Consider the following 21,580-nt stretch of genomic DNA (forward strand, 5'->3'; position numbering starts at 1 on the left):
ATTCCGACTCGATATCGAACCGCTCAGTCAACGAATTCGCCGGTCACCGGGTCGCGATGGTCGCGTTCGATCGCCGCGAGTGTGCGGCTGCCGTCATCGGCGGCATGATCGTGCGCGACCGCCGGCGGCACCAGCACACGTAGCGCACGGTCCTGCGCCGCGACCCGCACCGGCAGATGGCCGATGTACTCGCCATCTGCCATCATCACCGGCGGCTCGGCGCCGTCCACGGCACGGGTGATCTCAACCTCGCGCACGCGCTTCCAGCCGAATACATGCGAAGCCAGCAACCGGCCGTTGTATCCCTTCGAAATCGCATCGGCGATCTCGAATACGTTCGGCATATGGTCGATCCACACCAGGTCGAGCAGACCGTCAGCGAACCGTGAATACGGCGACACTTCCAATCCGCCTCCGATATGCCGCGAATTGGCGACGGTGACCATCGGCGATATGATATCGCGTTCCTCGATGCTGCCGTCGGACAGCGTGGCCTTGATGTGGTAGCCATACCGCTTGAGATGCATGACCTCGATCAGCACCGCGACGAAGTAGCGTAGCGACCCGCCGGGCAGGCGCGAATGATTGGCACGGTCGTTGATCGTCGCATCCAGTCCGCAGTTGAGCATGCCGCCGTAGTACCGGTCGATCGGCGGCAGCTCGGCCGATTCCTGCGCGCGGTCATCCGCTTCCCACGCATGACCATCCGATTCCTGCGCGTGACCGGTTTGCCCGTCGGCACCGACTCCGTCCGACGTATTCATCAGCAGGTTGCCAGTCGCCGCGTCGACCGCATATCCACCAGGAAGAGACGTCACGCGTCCCATATCGACGTCGATATGACTGCCACGCACAATGGCGCCGACGATGCCCTCGACCGCCGTCGGGATGCGGTTGACCGGCAGCCCCAGTCCTCGCGCGAAATCGTTACCGGAACCGGTAGCTACGATGCCGAGCGGCTTGCCGCTGCACCCGACCGCATTGGCGCCGAGCGCTATCATGCCGTCGCCGCCGACCACCACGAGATGCGTGTACGTGTCGGCCTGCGCACGCGCGTTGGCCAGCGAATCATCGAAGCTCGTTCCGGTCAGGTCGATCACGTCGAACCCATGCCGGCGTCCTTCATCGGTCAGCAGCTCCATCACCTGCGCATCGATCTTGGCTCCCCTGCCTTTGTCGGACACCGGGTTGCCGATCATCGCCACCACCGGACGCAGACCTCGTTCATCACTCATACCGCCACGATAAACCATGCATTGCCGCGCGCGCCAGCGTCACCGACGAATTCACGTTGTGGCGTTGCCCACGGTCAGGCATCCCTCACCGACACGCGTCTCGCGGAAACATGCACGACTTGCGGATGTCGAATCCGCATGACCGCACGATACACGGCGCATACGCATCCGCCGTCGTCTACCCGCATTCGACCGGCCCTGCCCGGGATCGGTATGTCACCGATGGAGCGAACGGCACCTGCGTGGCGACGGCGAGCGCAATCTGTACATCCTCGCCATCGACCGCACAAGAGTCAAGCCCGGCATCGTTCGCGGCAGCAACAGCCTGCGCCGTCGCGCACGCATCGTCACCTCCGTCGTACAACGTGAGCGCGGCCGATATCGCCGCAAGATCGGCAACAGTTCTCGCACGTGTCTGGCAGATCAGCAGATTGCCGGCCAAAGCGACGACGCCGAGCAGCACACCGACCAGCATGATCAGCGCGACGCCGGCCATCGTGCCGGAACCGCAGTCGGCACGATTCATGCCCTTGCATCCATCATGTTCTCCTTTCATCGCATCACCCCTGTCGCCCGACCGGTCACACGGGTCGGCAGCACGCCCAACGGATCGGGCACCACCGGGCATTGCACGGTGACTGTCACCTGTTCGTCGCCGTATGACGCCGTCGCCGAGGCATTGCCGCCCGCCACCGCGCGCACCACCGATTGCAGGTCGGTGTCGGCATCTACGCCGTCGGCCACCACCAGTTCCCGTACGGCCGACACAGCGGCATCCTGGCAGTCCATCGATATGACCACCGTGCGCGATAGGCACAGCAACAGCACCGCCACCGCCACGACGGCGGGAAGCACCACGGCGAATTCGGCCGTGGCCGCTCCCCTGTCCGCATGACGCAATGCGGCGAGCAATACGGACGCGTGCCGCATCGACGGGCGCCGCACATGTCTGCGCCACAGCAACGGCTGATCGTCATAAGGCATGCGCTCCGCAGCGACGCCGCACCCGCCGCATGACAGCGTTCCGCGCCCGCCGCATCGACATGTCGTCGGGAAGTCCGCCCGCATCAATCGCCGCGTCATGATCGTCACCCGACATTCAGCGCTTTTCTGACAAGATTCGTCAGCAGCGTCTTGATGCCATCCGACTTCAGCACCGCGATCAGCACGGCCGCGAACCCGGTCGCGGCGACCAGCACGACCGCGTATTCGGCCGTCGCCGCACCTTCTTCCGGCTCGGCGGCCAGTGTGCGCATTCTCGCGTCCAGACAGCACAGTTCCCGCCGCCCCTGCTCGTAGAACTCTGCGGCACGCTGTTTAGCGTGGAGGAACAAACCGGCCTTGCCATCGACATTGATTGGTATTACGTCACTCATAGCGTTCCTTTCACTCGAGTTTCCCGACCACCGTGGTCGTGGTTCAGTTACTATGCCAGAAACCGCGATGCGATCAGACGAAAAACGGGTCATGTGGTCGAAAGGTACCGGGTTATCCACAGCCGGCGTGTCTATCCACATTTTTTGTGGATAACTTCCCAACGTCGCGAGCCGGTGTGGATAACTTCGTGTGGATAACTCGGCATACGAAGCCATTCACACGACGAACGACATGATGGACGGAATCACACCGATGAATATGAACGCAGGCAGGAAGCACAGCCCAGTGGGTATCAGCAGACGGACGGTCATCCTGCCGGCCAGTTCCTCGATGCGGGTACGTTCGTCGGCATCGAGTTGATCCAGCGCAGATTCCAGACGGCTCACCGGCGAGACGCCGTCATTCCACGACGGTTCCAATGCATCCTCCAGTACGGCGAGCATGTCAGCCGTCGCACCTTCCGGCGGCACCGTCCCGGACACGCTGCCGGCAGGACGACACCTATCGTCGTCATTCTCCGATCCTGCGCCCAACCACGCATCACCCCATGCGATGCCGCGCGTCAACGACGACGCCACTTTGCGCATGCCATGCCCCGTCACGCCACCGACCGATCCGCCCACCGCGTCCAAGGCCCGGGGAATCGCCGACCCCTGACGCACCGCCGCGATCAGCAGGGCCAACACCACTGCGGACGATGCGGCACCGCCGTCACGCCGTGAACCCCCCGAACCGGCACCGCGTTCAGGAGCCTCACCATCAACCCGAAAAGACGAAGACAGCCCCTCCGACTTCAACCGAGACGCGACAGCACCGGCACACCAGCCAACTCCCCACCATGCAGCCGCGCATGCGCATATCGCCGCCGCCAGCGCGTACCACATGTCAATCACCGCCCATATCACGCAGGATTGCGCGCATCCATATCATGCCTCCCCCATAGCAGGCCATTCCCAACCCCAGGCACAGCAACCCCTGCGGCGAGCCGAAGAGGAAGCCCAGAGGCCGTGCGCCGAGCAGTTCGCCGAACACGATGGTGGCGGCAGGCAACACGGACAGCAGTTTTACGGTGGCCTGCGGCACAGCGAACGCCTGTGCGCGCAGATCGTCCAACAGCCGCGTCCTGCGGTATGCGGCGCCGACCGCTTCCAGGCACTGCACGGCGGGGCATCCCAGCTCGGCGCTAACCCGGCTCGCGGCGACGATGTCCGAAGCGACGCGCGCGATCTGCCGTTCCCGCTCCTTGGGCATCGCCCGTTGCGCGAGAACGGCACGTATGCGGGATTCGGTCAACGGCGTCGACGGCATGCTCTCATCCGACTGCCGCGCGAAGGCCTGTTCCATCGTCGCCCCGCTACGCATCGAGGCACAAGCGGCCGCGATTACAGCGGCGACGCCGACGCGCGGCTTATGGCGCGCCGCAGACGTTCCGACACCAGCTTGCATAGGCTTATCAAGATCCCGGAGGCGACGGCGGGCAGGACGATGCGGACAGGCGACCATTGCCGTACAGGCGGCCGCGGTGAACACGGCCAACGTGGCGTACATACCGATCATGACGGCACCTTTCTTTCGCGCAAGGTCTTACGGCATGCGCCGAAGTCGCCGACGGTTCCGGCCACTGTGTCGAACCGGATGACGCAATCCGGCCGACTCAATGCAGCCAACGACGCGCAAAGTCCGGCCACCCTGGACCGGCCATCGGCTGCCCCGCACCATCCCAGACCGCGATCACCTCGCCCGCCAATGGGCATTCCCCGCCCCGCCTGCCGTCGGCGGCAGCGACCAACCGGCCGATCTGGCCGATATGCCGTCGCCCGCCATTGCCACGTTTCACGTGAAACACCACGTCAAACGCGTCACGCGCGAGCAGGGCCGTGGCATCCACCGGCAATCCCGCAAGAAGACCAAGTGAGGCCAAGCGCATCGGCACACGCGACACATCGTCGGCATGCAGCGTCGCCAACCCACCGCGATGCCCGGAGTTGAACGCGCGCAGCAGATCGGCGATCTCCTCGCCGCGGCATTCGCCGAGCACCACACGGTCGGGTCGCATGCGCAGCGTGGCCTTGACCAGCTCCGGCAGACCGATCGCGCCGGCGCCTTCCACATTGGCCTCGCGCGCGACCAGCGACACACGGTTGCCCGCACCGATCGATCCCAATTCGCGCACCTCCTCGACGGTGACGATGCGCTCATCCGCCGGACACAGCCCGAGCAACGCCTTCAGCAGCGTGGTCTTGCCGGCCCCGGTGCCGCCAGTCACCAGCATCGTCGCATGGCGGGCCATCAGCATCCGCAATATCGGCAGCCATATGGACGGCATCATGCCGTTGGCGCACAAGGATTCCAATGTCGGCGGCGAGCGCGGCGGCAACCGGATCGATATGGCCGCGCCATGCGGCACGATCGGAGCGATCACGGCGTGCACGCGCAGCCCGCCCGCAGACGACGCGTCCGCGATCGGGCATGCGTCGTCCAACCGGCGGCCGAGCTGGGCGCACAGTTGCACCGCATAGTCGCGTACGGTCTGCGGCGACCGGAACGGAATCGGCAGACGGCACTCGCGCAGACCGTCACCTCGATCCGCCCACACCATCCCCTCACAGGTCACGGTGACATCGGTCACCTCCGGATCGTCCACGATCCATGCCAATGGGCCGAACGTCAGCGTCGTCATGACGACGCCCCCGCAAGCAGGCCGTCGATCCAATCGCATATGCCGTCGGCCACGCGTCGACCGCTGCGGTTCAATGCGCCGATGCCCAGCCCCGACAGCACATCGGAACACAGTTTTGGGTTCGCGCGCACGCATCCTGCGACAGGTACGCCCAAATACTCTTCAGCGTCATCCAGTGAGACCGCGTCGGCAAGACGAGAAGTGCCATGCGGCTGCGCACCAACGACCATCATCCGCCGCCGACCGACGTCTCGCTCGCCTCGCGCGTCGTCGGCTTCGATGTTCGCACCTTGTTGAAGCCTGCGGATATGGCGTTTCGCACGAGCCAGACCAAGCACCGACAATTCAGCCAGCACAAGCTGCGCCGCCGCACCCAGTTCCGGCATCGTATCGATCAGTTCCCCGCGACCGGCATCCACGACGACCGCACGGTTCGTATCAGCCAGCGCACGTATGGCCGCCTGTGTCTGCCACCAGTCGGGAGCGGCGCCGTTCCACGGATTGCTGGCAAGCACATGCACGCCGTTCCAGACCGGCAGATCGCGACCGAGCGCCTTACCGTCGATCTGCCCGAGCGGCGCATCGAGCGATTCGAAGCGCGTGCCCGACTCGCCTTCGATACCGAGCAGCACGTCGATTCCCCCGGCGCCGAAATCGACGTCGACCAACGCACACGGCAGTTCCCGCTCGGCCAACCGCCGTGAGACGATGGCCGCGAGTGCGCTCAGACCGATACCTCCGCTTGCCGCGGTGCACACGACGATGTTATGGCATGTCGTGGCGACTGAGACCCCAGATGGCAATCCGGGCGGCCCGTCGCGACCGTATGCCGGCTGGGGCCGTGCTGCGGCGATCGTTTCCGCGTGACGCTCTTCCGGCCGATGCCGATACGACGGCTGGGCGGATGGCGTGTAGTACCGAGGTTGCGTTGCAGTGTCCATGCGCCGATTGAACCGTATCCGCACGCGGGAGTCCAGCCGGAACGGGGTATGTGGTCGAAAGGTATGGGTTATCCACACCCCGGCGTGTTATCCACATTTTTTGTGGACAATATCCGGTTATCCACATTTTCGGCATATCAGAGCCATATGCCTCTGTATATCCGGTCAATAGGAAGTGGTCCTCCGCGGCATTCCGCCGCCCCGGGGCCATTCTCCTCCTCGGCCGTGCCCCCTTCAAAGCAACTCCGGGCATCCCCTCCCGAGACACCTTGACACCCCGAACCACCCCGTCATCCACTTCCGGATCATCCCCGTCATCCCCTTCCGCCCCCGGCATCCCCTTCCAGCCTCTGCTATCCTCTCCTCTGCCGCCCTCTTTCAGACCATCCCTTCCGGGCATACGGCCGGTTTCGCACCTCAAACCGGGCGTAAGCCCGGGGAGGAGAACCGGATTCCGACCAAACACCCGGGCATACGGCCGTATCCACGCCCGAAACCGGGCGTAAGCCCGGGAACGGAACCCACTTCCAGACGGGCACCCGGGCATACGGCCGCCACGAACCCCGAAACCGACCGTAAGCCCGGGAACCGAACCGATTCCCAGGCAAGCTCCCGGGCTTACGGCCGCCCCAAACCCCCAAACCGGCCGCAAGCCCGGGAACAGAACTAACTGCCAACCAACCTCCCGGGCATACGGCCACTCTCACCCCTCAAACCGACCGCAAGCCCGGGAGCCCTGATCCGCACGGCGCGACATCTGCCCCGAAACACGAAAAGGCCCGCCGAAGCGGGCCTTTTCTCCAAAAGCAGCTGGAGCAGAATCTCTGCACAACATCATCGTCATAACGGTAAGTCTTTCCAATGCCCGTTCAACGTAACAGTCTTATGCGACCATACACTCATTGTGGGCTCTGCTCTGTTCAGTTCTTTTGGTACTTCCATAATCTAGTCGCGGCCCGCTCGGCATGCAATCCGCAAGCACATCATGTTCGTTTTTTTGCCGAAATGGTCGATCGCACATCCACCGACCGCAATAATGCGCGACTGTGCGCGCTTCGAACCGGATACCTGTGCCATATTGTTCGTTTCGCATGTCCGCGCGGCGTGTCGCACAACCGCCCGCGCGTGGCGGGGAACGCTCGCTCAACCTGTGTCGAAGGGCGTTTCCCGCCACGTACCCGCGAACCTCCGCGTCCCGCAGCCGCCGCGGCGAGCCGAACGTGAACGCCCGTTGAATTATGAGACATATTCTCGCGTTGCGCACATTCGAACGCATAAAGTAGGGCAGTATGGCACAGATATTTGACGCACCTTCAAAGGCGATACTCCGCAGCCAGATCGCGGAACATATCGCGGAAACGGACAAGAACGACCGTCGCGAAGCGCGTCCTGACGAGCAGCCGTTGCCGCCGGACCGCTTCTTCGACCGCGAGCTGAGCTGGCTCAAGTTCAACAAGCGCGTCCTCGAGCTCGCCGAGGACGAGGATCAGCCGATCCTCGAACGCGCCAACTTCGCCGCGATCTTCGCATCCAACCTCGATGAGTTCTTCATGGTGCGCGTCGCCGGTTTGAAGCGCCGCATCAACTCCGGCATCGCCGTCCCGTCCGCCAGCGGCCTGAGCCCGCGTCAGCAGCTGCGCGCGATTAGCGATCAGGCCCATCGTCTGCAGGACGAGCACGCGCACTACGTGATCGACCACATCCTGCCGGCCCTCGCCAACGAACGCATCGTGCTGCTGAGCTGGGACAAGCTCACCGCCGCCGAGCAGGAACGTCTCTCGCGTTACTACCGCCAGCAGGTCTTCCCGGTCCTCACGCCGCTCGCCGTCGACCCGGCCCACCCGTTCCCGTACATCTCCGGCAACTCGATCAACCTCGCGGTGCTGGTCGAGAACCCGACCTCCGGCAAGTCGCACTTCGCCCGCGTGAAGATCCCGGGCAACCTCAACCGTCTCGTGCCGGTCGACGACATGACCGAGGACGACTCCGCCGAGGTTCGTTACGGCTTCATCACGATGGAGAACCTCATCATCGCCCACCTGGAATCCCTGTTCCCGGGCATGATCATCAAGGAAGCGCGCTCGTTCCGCGTCACCCGCAACGAGGACATCGACGTCGAGGAAGACGACGCCGAGAACCTGCTCAACGCGATGGAGAAGGAGCTGCTGCGCCGTCGTTTCGGGCCGCCGATCCGTCTCGAGATCTCCGACGCGACCAGCCCGTTCCTCTCCCAGCTGCTCGCCGACCAGCTCGGCGTGAGCGCGGACGAGGTCTACCGTCTGCCCGCGCCGCTCGACATGAAGCTGCTGTTCGAGCTGCAGAGCCTCGATCGCCCGGATCTCAAGTACTCGCCGTTCATCCCGACCACGAACCGACAGATCGCCGAGGTCGAGTCGAGCCGCGCGCAGGACATCTTCGCCGCCATCCGCGAGCGCGACATCCTGCTGCATCACCCGTACGACTCGTTTTCTACGTCGGTTCAGGCCTTTCTGGCACAGGCTGCGGCGGATCCTAAGGTTCTAGCCATCAAGCAGACGCTGTACCGCACCAGCTCGAACTCGCCGATCATCGACGCGCTGGTCGATGCGGCGCACGCCGGCAAGCAGGTCCTTGCGCTGGTCGAGATCAAGGCCCGCTTCGACGAGGACGCGAACATCATGTGGGCGCGCAAGCTCGAACGCGCGGGCGTGCACGTGGTCTACGGCATCGTCGGCCTCAAGACGCACTGCAAGCTCAGCCTCGTCGTGCGTCAGGAGCAGGACGGCCTGCGCCGTTACTGCCACGTCGGTACGGGCAACTACAACCCGAAGACCGCACGTCTGTACACCGATCTGGGCCTGCTGACCTGCGATCCGGTCGTCGGCCAGGATCTGACCCGTCTGTTCAACCAGCTGTCCGGCTACGCGCCGAAGTCCAGCTTCCACCGTCTTCTGGTCGCGCCGCGTACGATCCGCTCCGGCCTGATCCAGCGCATCCGCCGCGAGGAGGATGCCGCACGCGCCGGCAAGGAGGCGTGGATCAAGATCAAGGTCAACTCGATCGTTGACGAGAAGACCATCGACGCGCTCTACCGTGCCAGCCAGGCCGGCGTGAAGATCGACATCGTCGAGCGCGGCATCTGCGCTCTCAAGCCCGGCGTTCCGGGACTGAGCGACAACATCCGCGTGCGTTCGATCCTCGGCCGATTCCTCGAGCACAGCCGCATCTACGCGTTCTGCAACTCGGACGGCCCGCAGATCGGCGAAGGCCCGATGTCCGGCCCGGAGGTGTGGATCGGTTCGGCCGATCTGATGCACCGCAACCTCGACCGCCGTGTCGAGGCGCTCGTGCGCATCACCGCCCCGGAGCAGGTGGATGAGCTCATCAAGTACGTCGACCTGCAGATGTCCGATACGATCGCGTCGTGGCACATGCAGCCGGACGGCACGTATCTGCACGTCTCCCACGCCGAGGACGGCAGCCTCTTGGCCGACAGCCAGGAACTGCTCATCAAGAAGCACACGCGTCGTCCGCGCACGAACAACTGACGCGCTTGGCACGAAACGTACGCGGCGTTGCACCACGCGCATTGCACGGCGTGCTAAGATTGTTCGCGCTAACAATTCAATGATGTCCGATGGCCGATCCCACGACGGGGTCGGCCATCGTCGTTTCGGAGCACGCTACGTAGCGATCGAAGCGACGGACTCGTCTCGCGATCCGTTGACGCACGGCCATACAATGGGAGGATGGGCAAAGTGAGACGCATTGTGGAAGCGGCCGGAGGTATCCTCTACCGCATCGCTCCCCAAACCACGCAAACCACACAGACTACGGAGCCGGTCGCACCGTCCGCGACGCAGGCCGCCGCGCAGGGCGCACACGACATCGACGCATCGTCAACCACAACGGCAGCATCGCCGTCCGCCGCATCCGCGACATCGACGACCAGGCACGGCCGTTCCGACACCGCCGCACTCCCCGACCAGCCCGAATCCGACCGCATCGCCGATCTGCTCGACCGCATCGAGGTCTGCATCGTCCACCGGCCGAAATACGACGACTGGAGCTGGCCGAAAGGCAAGCTCGAGCTCAACGAATCGCATCGCCACGCGGCCGTGCGCGAGGTCGGCGAGGAAACCGGCATGTCGATCGAGCTTGGCCCGTACTTGGGCGAGATCGAGTACCCGCTGGCCGAGGAAGGCAGCAAAACCCGTCATTCCAAGGACCGCACGGTCGATACGAAGCATATTCTGTACTGGATGGCCACGCCGGTGGAAGACGTCGAGGCGGAGCAGCTCATCGACGCGTTCGGCCCGGTGCGTCGCGCCGACATCGGCGAAATTGACGACATCCTTTGGGTGTCGATCACCGAGGCGCGCAAGATCCTCTCCCATTCGACCGACAAGGACGTGCTCGCGCTGTTCGTCGACCGCGTGCAGGAAGGCGCGGCGGACGCGCAGAACGTGATCATCGTGCGCCACGCGAAGGCCGAGGCGCGCAAGACGTGGAACGGCACCGACGAGAACCGGCCGATCACGCCACGCGGGGCCGCCGCCGCGTACGCGCTCAACCGCGAGCTGGCCTGCTACAACCCGACGCGCCTCGCCACGTCGCCATGGATGCGCTGCCTCGAAACGCTGCACGTGTTCTCGTGGCAGACGAACCGTCCGATGGTGCATCTGGACGCACTCACCGAGGACGCGTATGCCGAGGACGGCGAGCGAGCGTGGCGCTGCTTCCTCGAAGAGGTCGATTACGCGCTGAAACACCGGGAAACCGTGGCAGTGTGCATGCATCGGCCGGTGATCGGCGGCATGTTCGAGCATCTGCGCGAACTGTGCGCGTCGAAACAGCTCGCCAAACGGCTCATTGCGAAAACGCCGTACATGCCGACCGGCACTGCGGTATCGTTGTTTGTCGTCTCCTCGCCCGAGGGGCCGCGCATCATCGATATTCAGAAGGTTTCGCCACTTGTCTACTAGCTTGCATCAGGGTTCCGGCTCGATCGTCGCGAGCCGCACCGCGTTCACGCCCACCGGTTCGCCGCGCCCGAACCGTCCGGGCCAGCTCGATCCGGCCATCGTCGCGGGCATCGCGGGCGGCGCCGATCCGAGCGTGATCAGCGAGATCAGCCACACCTCGGCGGCGGCACTGCTTGATCGCGTGCATCACACGGCCGATCCTGAGGTCGTTTCTCGCGTGCTCACGCTGGTCGACCACGAGGGCATCGATCTGATCGCGGAACTGTGGAGCCATGCCGAGCCGGATTCGCTGCCCGGGATTCTGTGGCGGCTGTATCTGCTGCGCACGTGGATGCGCAAGCAGGATACGGCGATCGCGCGGCTGTGGCGGCTCGGCGAGCCGGTGGCCACGGCGGCTTCGGCGATCGCTGGCGTGGACGATGCGCCGACCGAAGACGATATCGCGCGAACGGCGGATTCGATTCTGGCGGGCGCGTTCGTGGGTGATTTCGCGGTGGCGTTGGAGCGTGCGGCTGCATTCACCGATGTGGTCGCGCTGGGATTGCGCGTTGAGGCGAAACGACTGAACGCTTCCGCCAAGATGCACGACGGACGCGCGATCGCGACAGAGCATGACGCCGACGATCGACCGACGACGGACGCCCACGCGGCGGACGCCACGGCCCGATCCGCGCATCCGGCGACCAGGGCCGCGCGGATGCTGCATACCGCAAGCAACCTGATGGTCACGTCGCGCGATTTCCGTCACGGCGCGAACCTGTGGCGGCGCGGCAAGCTCGAGTAGCGCCCCAACACACCAACATCGATAATGCCGCCCACCCGCTATACTGAATACTCGCGTCGGGCCGTGCATAGCCCCGGGCTCCATTTTTTGCCGCTGCGAGCGGCCTTTGCGCCGACAGGCGCTTTCACGGTTCGGCGCTTCACTTTCGATTCTCGTTGCCGGCGAGAGATTACCCGCGCCGCCTCCCTCGTTCGCAACTCCGCGCTACAGTGGTCGCAAAGCCCGATCGATCAGTGAGGAAAGGCGGCTCGCATGCAATATGGTTCCATCCCGGGAATCTCCGTTCCGGCATCGCGCGTCGTATTCGGCACGGCGTTCGGCATGTTTCTGGACGGCAATGGCGACCCGTCCGCGTTGCTTGACCATGCGGTCGAAGCCGGCATCAATGTGTTCGACTGCGCGAAGGAGTATGGGCGCGCGCAGGATCAGCTCGGCCGTTGGCTGGAGCGACGTGGCGACCGCGACCGGCTCATCATCGAGACGAAGGGCTGCCATCCGGCGATGCGCGACGGGCGTGTGGTCGATCGCGTGACGAAACGTGATCTGGATGCCGATTTGGCTCAATCGTTGGACCAGTTGCGCACGTCGTACATCGACGTGTATCTGTTGCACCGCGATGATCCGCGGGTGCCGGCCGGCGAGATTGTGGAGTGGCTGAACGAGCACTGCCGGGCGGGCGAGATCCGTGCGTTTGGGGTGTCGAATTGGACGGTGGCGCGGATTCGCAAGGCGAATGAATACGCGCGTTTGCACAACTTGCAGCCGATCGCGGTGTCGTCGCCGAACTTCAGTCTGGCTGTACAGGAACGCAATCCGTGGATGGGCGTGGGCGAGACGATCGCCGGGCCGGAACACGCGGCAGACCGCGCGTGGTATAGGCAGACCGGGATGCCAGTGTTCGCGTTTTCGGTGCTTGGCCGCGGTCTGATGTCCGGCCGGTTTCGTTCCGATGACCGCGCCGCCGCGAAGCGTCTGCTGGACGGTGCGGCCCGCGAGGGATTCCTGTACGACGATAATCTCGAACGTTTGCATCGTGCGGAGATCCTTGCAAAACGGTTGCATGCGACCGTGCCGCAGATCGCGATCGCGTGGGCGCTGCATCAGGGCATGAACCTGTTCGCGCTCGCGTCGTGCTCCTCCCCCGCAATCATCGACGCCAACGCAGCAGCCACTGAGATCAAGCTCAGCGCCGATCAGGCCGCCTGGCTCAATCTCGAAACCGGTCACTGATCACCGATCCGCATCCGTCAGCCGCACGATCACGGATCAACGCAAGAGACGTCTTCCGCTACCTGACCGACCACGGTCAAGCCGCGACAACCACAAGCGCGCCGCATCATCGGCGATCTGCAGCCACTCTCGTCGCTCTCGTCAACCGCTCACACCAGCGGCGAGCGCGAGTCGAGCGTCAGCACCACGCCCGTCTCGTTCTTGACCCATTCGATCGCCTGTAACGCGGCGATGTTCCATAGTGCGTGCGGGATGCCGCCGAGGTCGGGCTGGTCGGCCCAGAACGTCGCGTCGTCGGGAAACACGGTGACCACCGCGCCTTCCTCGGCGGGCGTGATCATGCGGTACAGCCGCCGAGCCAATGTGGCGACGAACTCGTTGGCCGCGCCGAGCGTTTCGATGATGTGCGGGTCTGCGGTCACCGGCGGGCCGACGATCTCCCACGATTCCACGTCGGCCGCATCCCACTGCGCGGATTCGCCGTCGACCTTGCGTTCCAACGTCACGAACAGCCGAGCGAACTCGCCGGATGTCAGTCCGGTCACCCGCCGCCTCGTCGCCAATTCAATCGGCGTCATTCCGGTCTCCTTATCCTTGGTATTCTGCCGATTCCAGCATACGCAACCCGACCGGCAACCCTCACCGGCACGCAAAACTTGAGTGATATACACTCAAGTTTTTCACTGTGGGTAAAACTCGGGAACATCCTCCGCCGAACGCCTATTGTGTGAGGTGAAAGGACAAGGCAGGAGCTCCACCAAGGGGTTCCGGGAACGGCGACGATAGCCGGCCGGCCGAGTCGGAACGAACCGTAAGGCGGATTCCGAGGGGGCTCCGGCGAGCCAAACCGCTCCACTCCATGCAGCTTTTGTAAGGAGTACCGATTATGGCAATGTTTCCGGCTTTGATGAATGACACGATGTTCTCCGATCTGTTCGACGATCCGTTCTTCGAGGGTTGGCGCAACGCGGACAATGGTTCGGCGGCGGCCGTGATGCCGGCGAACATGATGTCGACGGATGTGCGCGAGACGGACAAGGCGTATGACGTGGACATCGATATGCCGGGCATGAAGAAGGACGACATCAAGCTTGAGCTGAACAACGGTTACCTGACCGTGTCCGCGACTCGCAGCGGCGAGCATGAGGATCACGGCCCGGAGGCTGCGGGGCAGAACAACGGCGAGGACGGCAAGTGCGCTTGCGCTTCGGATGAGGGCAAGTGGCTGCGTCGCGAACGCTACATGGGCACCTGCTCGCGTAGCTTCTACGTCGGCGAGGACGTGAAGGAGTCCGACATTCACGCCTCGTACAAGAACGGCACGCTGTGCATCCAGGTTCCGAAGATGCAGGCCCAGCCGCAGGTCGAAGCCAAGCACCAGATCGCGATCGAAGGCTGATATCCCTTCATTAGGCTAGGTTCCGCCGCCTGACGAATATTGTCCGCACCAACATCCGCGGAGTCCATCAGACGACGGGAAACACAGCCAAGCCTTATTAAGAAATAGGCGGCAGACGGTCATCATCAACTGTCTGCCGCCTATTTTTGTTGGTCATCTTGCGTATTTTGCCCGCTTTCTATTGAATACACGCGTGAAGTTCGTCGAGAAAAGCCGCCGACTCCCATAGTGCGGTGACGGGCAGCGGTTCGCCGTGCCGTGCCTACGCAAGCATGCCACATACGTAAGAATGACCTCTCCCAAATCACACTTTGCGGCATAAACCGGTCAGATATTAAGCATCAGCCAACAGCCCCCTATGTTTTCTACATTACAAAACTAATAAAATATATTGATTTATTCCAATCAACTGATAGAATTTTACATCTATCATAAAGATGCCACTTAACTGAGAACTTTCGGCAAAGGAGGGGAAAGCGCATGCGCATTGAACGTCCTGATTACATGCGCTGGCTGGAACGCTGGCGAGGCAAAGACGTCATCAAAGTCGTCACAGGACTGCGCCGCTGTGGCAAATCCACCGTGCTGAAACTGTATCGGGATCGACTTGCCACGGAAGGAGTGCCAGCCGATCATATCATCTCGATCAATTTCGAAAGCATGGCGGAGAAGTATCCGACGCAGGCGCGGCCACTTTACGATTACATCGTCTCCCGGCTTGCACAAGGCGGAACCAACTACGTGTTCCTCGACGAGATCCAGCACGTCCGGGATTTCGAGAAATGCGTGGACGGACTGTACGTACGCGATGACGTTGATCTGTACATCACCGGATCGAATGCGGATCTGCTGTCCAGCGAGCTGGCGACGCTGCTGACCGGACGATACGTGGAGCTGCGCATGCTGCCGCTCTCGTTCCGCGAATACCGAACTACACGCCCGGAGAACGAATCGGCAGAACGATCCTTCGAACGATACCTGCTCTACGGCGGACTGCCCTATGCGGCGACATTGAACGACGATCAGGCGATCGCCGACTATCTGGGCGGGGTGTTCAACACGATCCTCGTCAAGGACATCGCCCGACGCCATGCAAAGATCAACATGGCCGCGTTCAACGACGTCGCATCGTTCCTCGCCGACAACGCCGGCAACATCACCTCGATCAAAGGCATAGCCGACGCGATGCGACAGATACGACCCAGCATATCGCCCACCACGATCGGTGAGTACATCGCCGCACTGCGGGAGAACTACCTGCTGTTCCGCGCCGACCGGTACGACATCAAAGGCAAGGCCTATCTCAAGACCTTGGAAAAGTACTATCTGGGAGACCCCGGATTTCGCTTCTGGTTTCTCGGCAAAACCTCCGGCGACCTTGGACATCGGATCGAGAACGTGATCTATCTTGAACTGTTGCGCCGGTACAAGACCGTACACATCGGCAAGGTCGGGTCCACGGAAGTCGACTTCTACACGCCCGATCCGGAAGGCGACCACTATTATCAGGTATCGCTCACCGTGATGGATGAAAGTACCCTGGCCCGAGAGCTGCGGCCCCTGCAAACCATCAACGATAACCATCCGAAAACCCTGCTGACCATGGATCGCATCGGCAACGGCAACCACGCCGGCATACGTCAGATCAACATCATCGACTGGCTGCTCCAAAACCGCCAGTAGCGGCTTCCACCATGTCTACAACCGCATCATACTCTTCATACTCACAAATGCGGCGGACTCGACCTCGGGTTGAGCGTATGGAAGGCGCCCGGATAAGCGGCTGGTTTTAGTCCACTTCAGCGTGTGGTGAGAAGCGGACGCCGGCCCGTCCTGCCCGGACTAGTTTTCCGAGCTGAAAGTCAGACCGTTTTGGTTGCTCGGGAAAGGAATGGCAGCACCCCTTCCCAGCAATGGATCAATACCTAGTTATGGGGGTTATCTTTGCGAAAAACTCGGCAATAACCCCCATAACGGCATCTCTCCAGCACTCCAATCCACCGGGCAATTCACCAACATACCGGCAAAACGGCTTCGTTTCAGGCGTGCCAAACATAACGACCGAACCTTGCGCACAGGTTCAGATAGGTGACGACGATCGGATCGCGATAGGACCATTCAGTCAGTCTCAGACGAGGTCATTCTCACGTACGCAGCGTGCTCGCGCAGGTATTCGCGCAAATACGGCACGGCAAAATCAACCCTGCCGTATCCGCGTTCCACGATGACCTGAGCCTCCAACAGCCGAGCACGGTACCGGCTGGCATAGCGAACGTCCTTGCCCATGCGTTGCGCGATGGATGACGTAGAAGAGGGGCCGTTGTCCTGCGCCATAGCGAGCAAATACGTCTTGTCGACGGGCGACAAGCCATCCAATTCCGGCCCGTGCACCGTGTCGCCCAGACGCACCAACGCGCTTGCGACACCGGTTCTACAAAAATCATAAAAATTCATAAACATCTGTCGTCACTGCACGGTCACTGATGCGACCGGCAGCCGCATCGTCAACGAATACTATCCCAAACGCGAGCAGATCCACATCCCGTACCTGCGCGACCCGATGGCCCGCCGCATGCCGGTGATGGAGACGAAGCGCTTCATGCTGCACGGCGAGCTGCCGCCCCGCTACACCATCCAGGACGGGGCCCGATCGTCTCGCTGCAGTAAGCCGACCGGCTGACGCCGAACCCCTCACTGATAGACCGACGCAGCAGGTACGCGTCCACAGCACTCTCGACCAGATGTCCCCGCTTGTTGTGATCAGTCAGCAGCATATCCCGGGTCGGTCCATAGGACACGGTCATCAGCGAAGTGTCATGCACCGCCAGCCTCGGCGAGGATGCACGTCGCTTGATGGTCTTGTCACTGTACTTCTGCACTCCGGTAAGCAGCCCCGCATCGGAAAGCACGTCAAGGTAATGGGCGATGGTCGTCGTATTGCCCACATCATCGAGTTGACCCATGATTTTGCGGTAGGAGAGTTCCTGCGCCGAATATGCCGAACCAAGCGAGAGCAATGCCTTCATGAGCGCAGGTTTGGTAATGCGTTCCAGTCCGATCACATCGTTGAGAATGCTCGGACCGATAATCGCGTCATTCATATACGCAAGCCAGCGATCCCGATCATCGCGCAACGGCAACGAACCAGTCAATACAACAATCAGATTTGCATCATTGTCGCTGTCTGCGTCCCACAAATACCATCATCAGCGTGGTCTTTCATATCATGTCGCATCCCAGACCGTTGATTTCGTGTATTTTTGGCACTACCTATACCGTTGATTTCGTGTAAAATGAGAGATCCGTATGTCGTCGATTTCGTGTAAGGAGTGTGGTTGCGATGCTCAGGCGCAGGATGCTCGACAAGCTCATCGCTTGGAAACACAAAGCGAACGGCCGCGAGGCGCTGCTGGTCGAGGGCGCGAGGCGAGTGGGCAAGAGCACCATCGTCGAGGAGTTCGGACGCACGCAGTACCGGTCACACATCCTCGTCGATTTCGCCCGTCTGCCGCGCGACGTGCGTGACCTGTTCGAGAACCAACGCGACGATCTCGACACGTTCTTCCTCATGCTGTCCACGTACTACCGCACCAGACTGTTCCCCCGGGAGTCGCTCATCATCTTCGACGAGGTGCAGCAGTATCCTCCGGCGCGCGAGCTCATCAAGTACCTCGTGGCCGACGGCCGGTACGACTACGTGGAGACCGGATCGCTGATCTCGATCAAACAGAACGTGACCGGCATCGTCATCCCCTCCGAGGAGCGCAAGCTCAACATGGAACCGCTCGACTTCGAGGAGTTCTGCTGGGCCATGGACGAGGAACTCCTCGCCGACGCCATCCGCATCGCGTTCGACACGCTCTCCCCCTTGCCGGACGCGCTGCACAAGCGCGCGATGCGCCTATGGCGCGAATACCTGTTGGTCGGCGGCATGCCGCAGGCCGTCGCCGCATACGTCGAACACCGCGACTTCGGCGAAGCGGACGACATCAAACGCGGCATCCTGCGCCTGTACAGCGACGACATCGGCAAGTTCGCCGGCGGCGACGCGGGACGCGTGCGCGGCATCTTCGCGCAGATCCCCGGGCAACTGTCCAAACACGAGAAACGGTTCACGCTCGCGTCCGTCAACGCGGACGCGCGCATGCGCGAATACGACGCCGCGTTCTTCTGGCTCGAGGACGCGCGACTGGTGAACATCTGCCGCAACTCGACCGATCCGACGGTCGGGCTCGGCCTGTACGCGAACAACGCGTCGTTCAAATGCTACATGGCCGACACCGGCCTACTGGTCTCGCAGATGTTCGCCGACCGCGAGACCACGCCGGACAACGTCTACCGAGACATCCTGTTCGGCAAGCTCGCGATCAACGAAGGCATGTTCACCGAGAACGCCGTCGCCCAGCAGTTCCGATCGAACGGCCGCGCACTCCACTTCTTCTCACGCAACAACCGCGAGGACGCGGCCAAAACGATGGAGATCGACTTCCTCATCGTGCGCGAATACGACAACGCCGCCATGAAACCGCGCATCAGCCCCGTCGAGGTCAAATCCACCAAACGATACGGCACGTCCTCCCTCGACAAATTCCGCGCACTCTACGGCAACAAACGACTCGGCAAGGAATACGTGATCCACCCACGCCAAATGGAGGTCGACGGCGAACGCATACGCATACCGCTGTATATGGCACACTGTCTGTGAAAAGCCGATGGCGGGCTGCTTTGCACGCTCCAATCGGCAACGCAGCGACAACCACCGGCTTGCTCGGCCTAGTGGGCCTCGGCACAACAGCCTTCTACGGCGGGTTCTAGTGATCGTTGCAACGCTTGGCTGGCTGACGGGGGCCGGGTGAGCGACGGGAGCGCGCGACGCGCGGGCAGGTGGCGTGTCAAGTTTGTGTTTTTCTCCGAGGCGGTGCCGCCGGACGAGTTCAGCGATTCGTTGCTGCTTCTTCCAGGATGGAGACGGCTAACCGGGTAACCGGGGCGCCGTCAGTCGAGCGTTCCGTCAAGCATGTCTCTTGCCGACCATACGGTGAGATTCGATTCGTTGCGTGAACGGGCGGCCCGGGCGAGTTCGTCCGTTTTGACGAAGAGCGCGTAATACCGATTGTCGTACCCGGGAATGAGCCCGGCGCGTGAGCGGAGCGTTGTGATGGTTTGGGCGACGTCGAGATTGTTCTTCCATTTGCATTCGCCAAGCATGATCGTCTTATCCTGCTGATTGGCGGCGATCGCGTCGATGTCAGTCTGTTCGCGGGCGATCGGATCGGTGCCCCACCATTTGCCGAACGTCGTTGCTCGGAACGGCAGAAGTCCCTTCCGATTGGCACGTACAAGCCATTGCCCGCACACGGTTTCGTATTGCTGGCCGACGTACGTGTCCAGGGCCGGGCCGGATATATCCGACAGGACGAGATCGCCGTCTCCGCGCTCGATGCGGTCCGTGTTCGGCCCGACGAACCGGTACCAGAACGCGAAAAACGGATCTGCAAACGACCACAACCCTTTGCGGGAATGAGCTGCATCCTCTCCGAACGGCACGTTCCTCTTGATGAGGCCAAGATCCGACAGGACGCTCAGATATTTGCTGGCCGATGATGACGAGACCAGGCCAGCCTTGCCGGCGATGTCGTTTTGACGTGTGGCTCCCGAACCAATGGCATCCATAACCGAATTGTATACGGCGATATCGCGCAGCTCCTGTCTCAGCAGCATCAACGGTTCCTCATACAGCAAACCACTGGTATCGAATGCGAGGCGTGAGATGTTCTCCTCGTACGACCGGTCTGCGTGAAGCTGCTTGAGGTAGTATGGCGTTCCTCCAAGCGTGGCATAGTATCGGACGATATCCTCGGGTGAGGCGAATGAGATCATGCGCGCCGTGTCAAACACGTCAAACGGTTTGACGCGCATTTGCGCCGTCCTTCGCCCATACAACGGACTCTTATAGCCGAGAACCTCGCTTTCCATGAATCCCTCGTTGCTGCCGCATAGCACCATCATCATATTGGCGTTCTGAAAACCGTGGTCAATGGCCACCTGCAGAATCGACGGCAGCGCCTTCTCGTTCATCGCTGCGTAAGGAAACTCGTCAAACACGAGCAGAATGCGTCGTGAGCTATTCTGACGAACCTTGTCTGCAACGAAGTCAAACGCATCCTGCCACAGCTCGAACGCTGGGCGTGACGCCGGTTCTCCGAAAAAACGGTATATTTCGCGAGAGAAATCCCTTAAATTCGCGGCGGATGTCTGTTGCCGCGCCGTGAACATCAACGTATCCCGCCCGCGTGCGAACTCGTCCAATAACGCCGTCTTGCCTACGCGCCGGCGACCGTACACCACGAGCATCTGGAAATCATCCCGTTCCCACAAATTCTGCATCACCGACAGTTCATGCTCGCGCCCGACAAACATAAGACCTCCATTAGTATGATACTTGTAAGTATCATACTAAATATGTAATATATTCGCAGGCAGTAGTACCAGGTGTGTGCTTCGTGGCATCCCGGGTCCCAGCAATGACTGGCGCGGATGAAGTATTCCGGGTCCGCGCCGCAGGTCTCGGCCTCGTCGCCGGCATTGAAATACTGGCAGACCTTCTTGTCGCGCGCCCAGTCGTCCAATGACGGCGGGAAGTCGAACAGGTCGATGTCGTCGTCCGGCAGCGTTGACTCGTCGAACGACAGATGCGAGTCCAGCCGCGGCGTGACGGCCGGCAAGACCATGACGTTCATGACTACCGTTCCTCCCGTCCTGTATCGCCGCGTATTCGCGACACAACGACTCCGCGGCCTGCCGCACGACACGGCAACGATCCAAGTCACGGGTGAATATTTGTGAGGCTTCTGCTGTTTTCGTGGGTTAGGTTGTTGGTGTTGGTAGTTGGATGTTGAGTCCGCCGCATCTGAGCATGACGAGGCTGATGAGGTTGGTGACGTGGTGGAAGCCGTAGGCCATGCGGATG

20 protein-coding genes are annotated in these 21,580 nt (G+C 62.0%); 7 read left to right on the top strand and 13 right to left on the bottom strand.

Features of this window, described 5'->3' with window-relative positions; translation table 11 throughout:
• Positions 1 to 23 precede the first annotated feature (23 nt).
• The 8 genes from JS541_RS09150 to JS541_RS09185 form a co-directional block, all read right to left on the bottom strand.
• Positions 24 to 1,235 carry a diacylglycerol kinase family protein gene (locus JS541_RS09150; RefSeq protein WP_214374151.1) on the bottom strand — a complete coding sequence of 404 codons (1,212 nt, stop codon included), beginning with the start codon at positions 1,233 to 1,235 and terminating at the stop codon, positions 24 to 26.
• Between the two features lie 178 nt (positions 1,236 to 1,413).
• Positions 1,414 to 1,791, bottom strand: coding sequence for an Rv3654c family TadE-like protein (locus JS541_RS09155; RefSeq protein WP_214374152.1), 378 nt, complete (start codon positions 1,789 to 1,791; stop codon positions 1,414 to 1,416).
• Positions 1,788 to 2,219, bottom strand: a complete 432-nt coding sequence (locus tag JS541_RS09160) for a pilus assembly protein (protein WP_346428304.1) — start codon at positions 2,217 to 2,219, stop codon at positions 1,788 to 1,790. The genes JS541_RS09155 and JS541_RS09160 overlap by 4 nt, the downstream gene beginning before the upstream one ends.
• A 104-nt stretch (positions 2,220 to 2,323) precedes the next feature.
• On the bottom strand, positions 2,324 to 2,611 hold the full coding sequence (locus JS541_RS09165) for a DUF4244 domain-containing protein (protein WP_214374153.1): 288 nt from the start codon (positions 2,609 to 2,611) through the stop codon (positions 2,324 to 2,326).
• 216 nt (positions 2,612 to 2,827) lie between these two features.
• The gene (locus JS541_RS09170) at positions 2,828 to 3,496 is read right to left on the bottom strand and encodes a hypothetical protein (protein ID WP_240539309.1); all 669 of its coding nucleotides are present in this window, start codon (positions 3,494 to 3,496) and stop codon (positions 2,828 to 2,830) included.
• Position 3,497: 1 nt separating this feature from the next.
• On the bottom strand, positions 3,498 to 3,956 hold the full coding sequence (locus tag JS541_RS09175; RefSeq protein WP_240539310.1) for a hypothetical protein: 459 nt from the start codon (positions 3,954 to 3,956) through the stop codon (positions 3,498 to 3,500).
• A 310-nt stretch (positions 3,957 to 4,266) separates the two neighbouring features.
• Positions 4,267 to 5,292 (bottom strand): ATPase, T2SS/T4P/T4SS family, encoded by a 1,026-nt coding sequence (locus JS541_RS09180; protein ID WP_214374154.1) that lies wholly within the window; start codon positions 5,290 to 5,292, stop codon positions 4,267 to 4,269.
• The gene (locus JS541_RS09185) at positions 5,289 to 6,233 is read right to left on the bottom strand and encodes a hypothetical protein (RefSeq protein ID WP_214374155.1); all 945 of its coding nucleotides are present in this window, start codon (positions 6,231 to 6,233) and stop codon (positions 5,289 to 5,291) included. The genes JS541_RS09180 and JS541_RS09185 overlap by 4 nt, the downstream gene beginning before the upstream one ends.
• A gap of 1,289 nt (positions 6,234 to 7,522) precedes the next feature.
• On the opposite strand from JS541_RS09185, the gene JS541_RS09190 reads away from it, so the two are divergent.
• The 4 genes from JS541_RS09190 to JS541_RS09205 all read left to right on the top strand — a co-directional run bounded on the left by JS541_RS09190 (position 7,523) and on the right by JS541_RS09205 (position 13,211).
• Complete coding sequence (locus tag JS541_RS09190) at positions 7,523 to 9,760, top strand: RNA degradosome polyphosphate kinase (protein WP_214374156.1); 2,238 nt, start codon at positions 7,523 to 7,525, stop codon at positions 9,758 to 9,760.
• Positions 9,761 to 9,970: 210 nt separating this feature from the next.
• Entirely contained in the window at positions 9,971 to 11,197 is a 1,227-nt protein-coding gene (locus JS541_RS09195) for an NUDIX hydrolase (RefSeq protein WP_338023620.1), read from the top strand.
• Position 11,198: 1 nt separating this feature from the next.
• Positions 11,199 to 11,981 (top strand): hypothetical protein, encoded by a 783-nt coding sequence (locus tag JS541_RS09200; RefSeq protein WP_214374173.1) that lies wholly within the window; start codon positions 11,199 to 11,201, stop codon positions 11,979 to 11,981.
• Between the two features lie 252 nt (positions 11,982 to 12,233).
• Entirely contained in the window at positions 12,234 to 13,211 is a 978-nt protein-coding gene (locus JS541_RS09205) for an aldo/keto reductase (RefSeq protein ID WP_214374158.1), read from the top strand.
• Positions 13,212 to 13,360: 149 nt separating this feature from the next.
• On the opposite strand, the gene JS541_RS09210 is transcribed toward JS541_RS09205, so the two are convergent.
• Positions 13,361 to 13,789 carry a hypothetical protein gene (locus tag JS541_RS09210; protein WP_214374159.1) on the bottom strand — a complete coding sequence of 143 codons (429 nt, stop codon included), beginning with the start codon at positions 13,787 to 13,789 and terminating at the stop codon, positions 13,361 to 13,363.
• 308 nt (positions 13,790 to 14,097) lie between these two features.
• Between JS541_RS09210 and JS541_RS09215 the strand changes: the two genes are divergently transcribed.
• Together JS541_RS09215 and JS541_RS09220 are read left to right on the top strand one after the other, a co-directional pair.
• A complete protein-coding gene (locus JS541_RS09215) occupies positions 14,098 to 14,610 on the top strand; it encodes an Hsp20/alpha crystallin family protein (protein WP_214374160.1) in 513 nt (170 codons plus the stop codon).
• A gap of 480 nt (positions 14,611 to 15,090) precedes the next feature.
• Positions 15,091 to 16,293, top strand: coding sequence for an ATP-binding protein (locus JS541_RS09220; RefSeq protein ID WP_214374161.1), 1,203 nt, complete (start codon positions 15,091 to 15,093; stop codon positions 16,291 to 16,293).
• Positions 16,294 to 16,728: 435 nt separating this feature from the next.
• On the opposite strand, the gene JS541_RS14835 is transcribed toward JS541_RS09220, so the two are convergent.
• Together JS541_RS14835 and JS541_RS09230 are read right to left on the bottom strand one after the other, a co-directional pair.
• On the bottom strand, positions 16,729 to 17,070 hold the full coding sequence (locus tag JS541_RS14835) for a hypothetical protein (protein ID WP_236036902.1): 342 nt from the start codon (positions 17,068 to 17,070) through the stop codon (positions 16,729 to 16,731).
• Between the two features lie 137 nt (positions 17,071 to 17,207).
• Positions 17,208 to 17,807: a DUF4143 domain-containing protein gene (locus tag JS541_RS09230; protein WP_214374162.1), complete on the bottom strand. Its 600-nt coding sequence runs from the start codon at positions 17,805 to 17,807 to the stop codon at positions 17,208 to 17,210.
• Between the two features lie 143 nt (positions 17,808 to 17,950).
• Here JS541_RS09230 and JS541_RS09235 point away from each other — a divergent pair, with 143 nt between their 5' ends.
• On the top strand, positions 17,951 to 19,315 hold the full coding sequence (locus tag JS541_RS09235; protein WP_214374163.1) for an ATP-binding protein: 1,365 nt from the start codon (positions 17,951 to 17,953) through the stop codon (positions 19,313 to 19,315).
• A gap of 290 nt (positions 19,316 to 19,605) precedes the next feature.
• Here the strand turns inward: JS541_RS09235 and JS541_RS09240 are convergent, their stop codons facing one another.
• Together JS541_RS09240 and JS541_RS09245 are read right to left on the bottom strand one after the other, a co-directional pair.
• Positions 19,606 to 21,030 carry an ATP-binding protein gene (locus tag JS541_RS09240; RefSeq protein WP_214374164.1) on the bottom strand — a complete coding sequence of 475 codons (1,425 nt, stop codon included), beginning with the start codon at positions 21,028 to 21,030 and terminating at the stop codon, positions 19,606 to 19,608.
• Entirely contained in the window at positions 20,997 to 21,350 is a 354-nt protein-coding gene (locus JS541_RS09245) for a hypothetical protein (protein WP_214374165.1), read from the bottom strand. The genes JS541_RS09240 and JS541_RS09245 overlap by 34 nt, the downstream gene beginning before the upstream one ends.
• Between the last annotated feature and the right edge of the window lie 230 nt (positions 21,351 to 21,580).

Source organism: Bifidobacterium sp. SO1, from assembly GCF_018555335.1.
GTDB classification, from domain to species: domain Bacteria; phylum Actinomycetota; class Actinomycetes; order Actinomycetales; family Bifidobacteriaceae; genus Bifidobacterium; species Bifidobacterium simiiventris.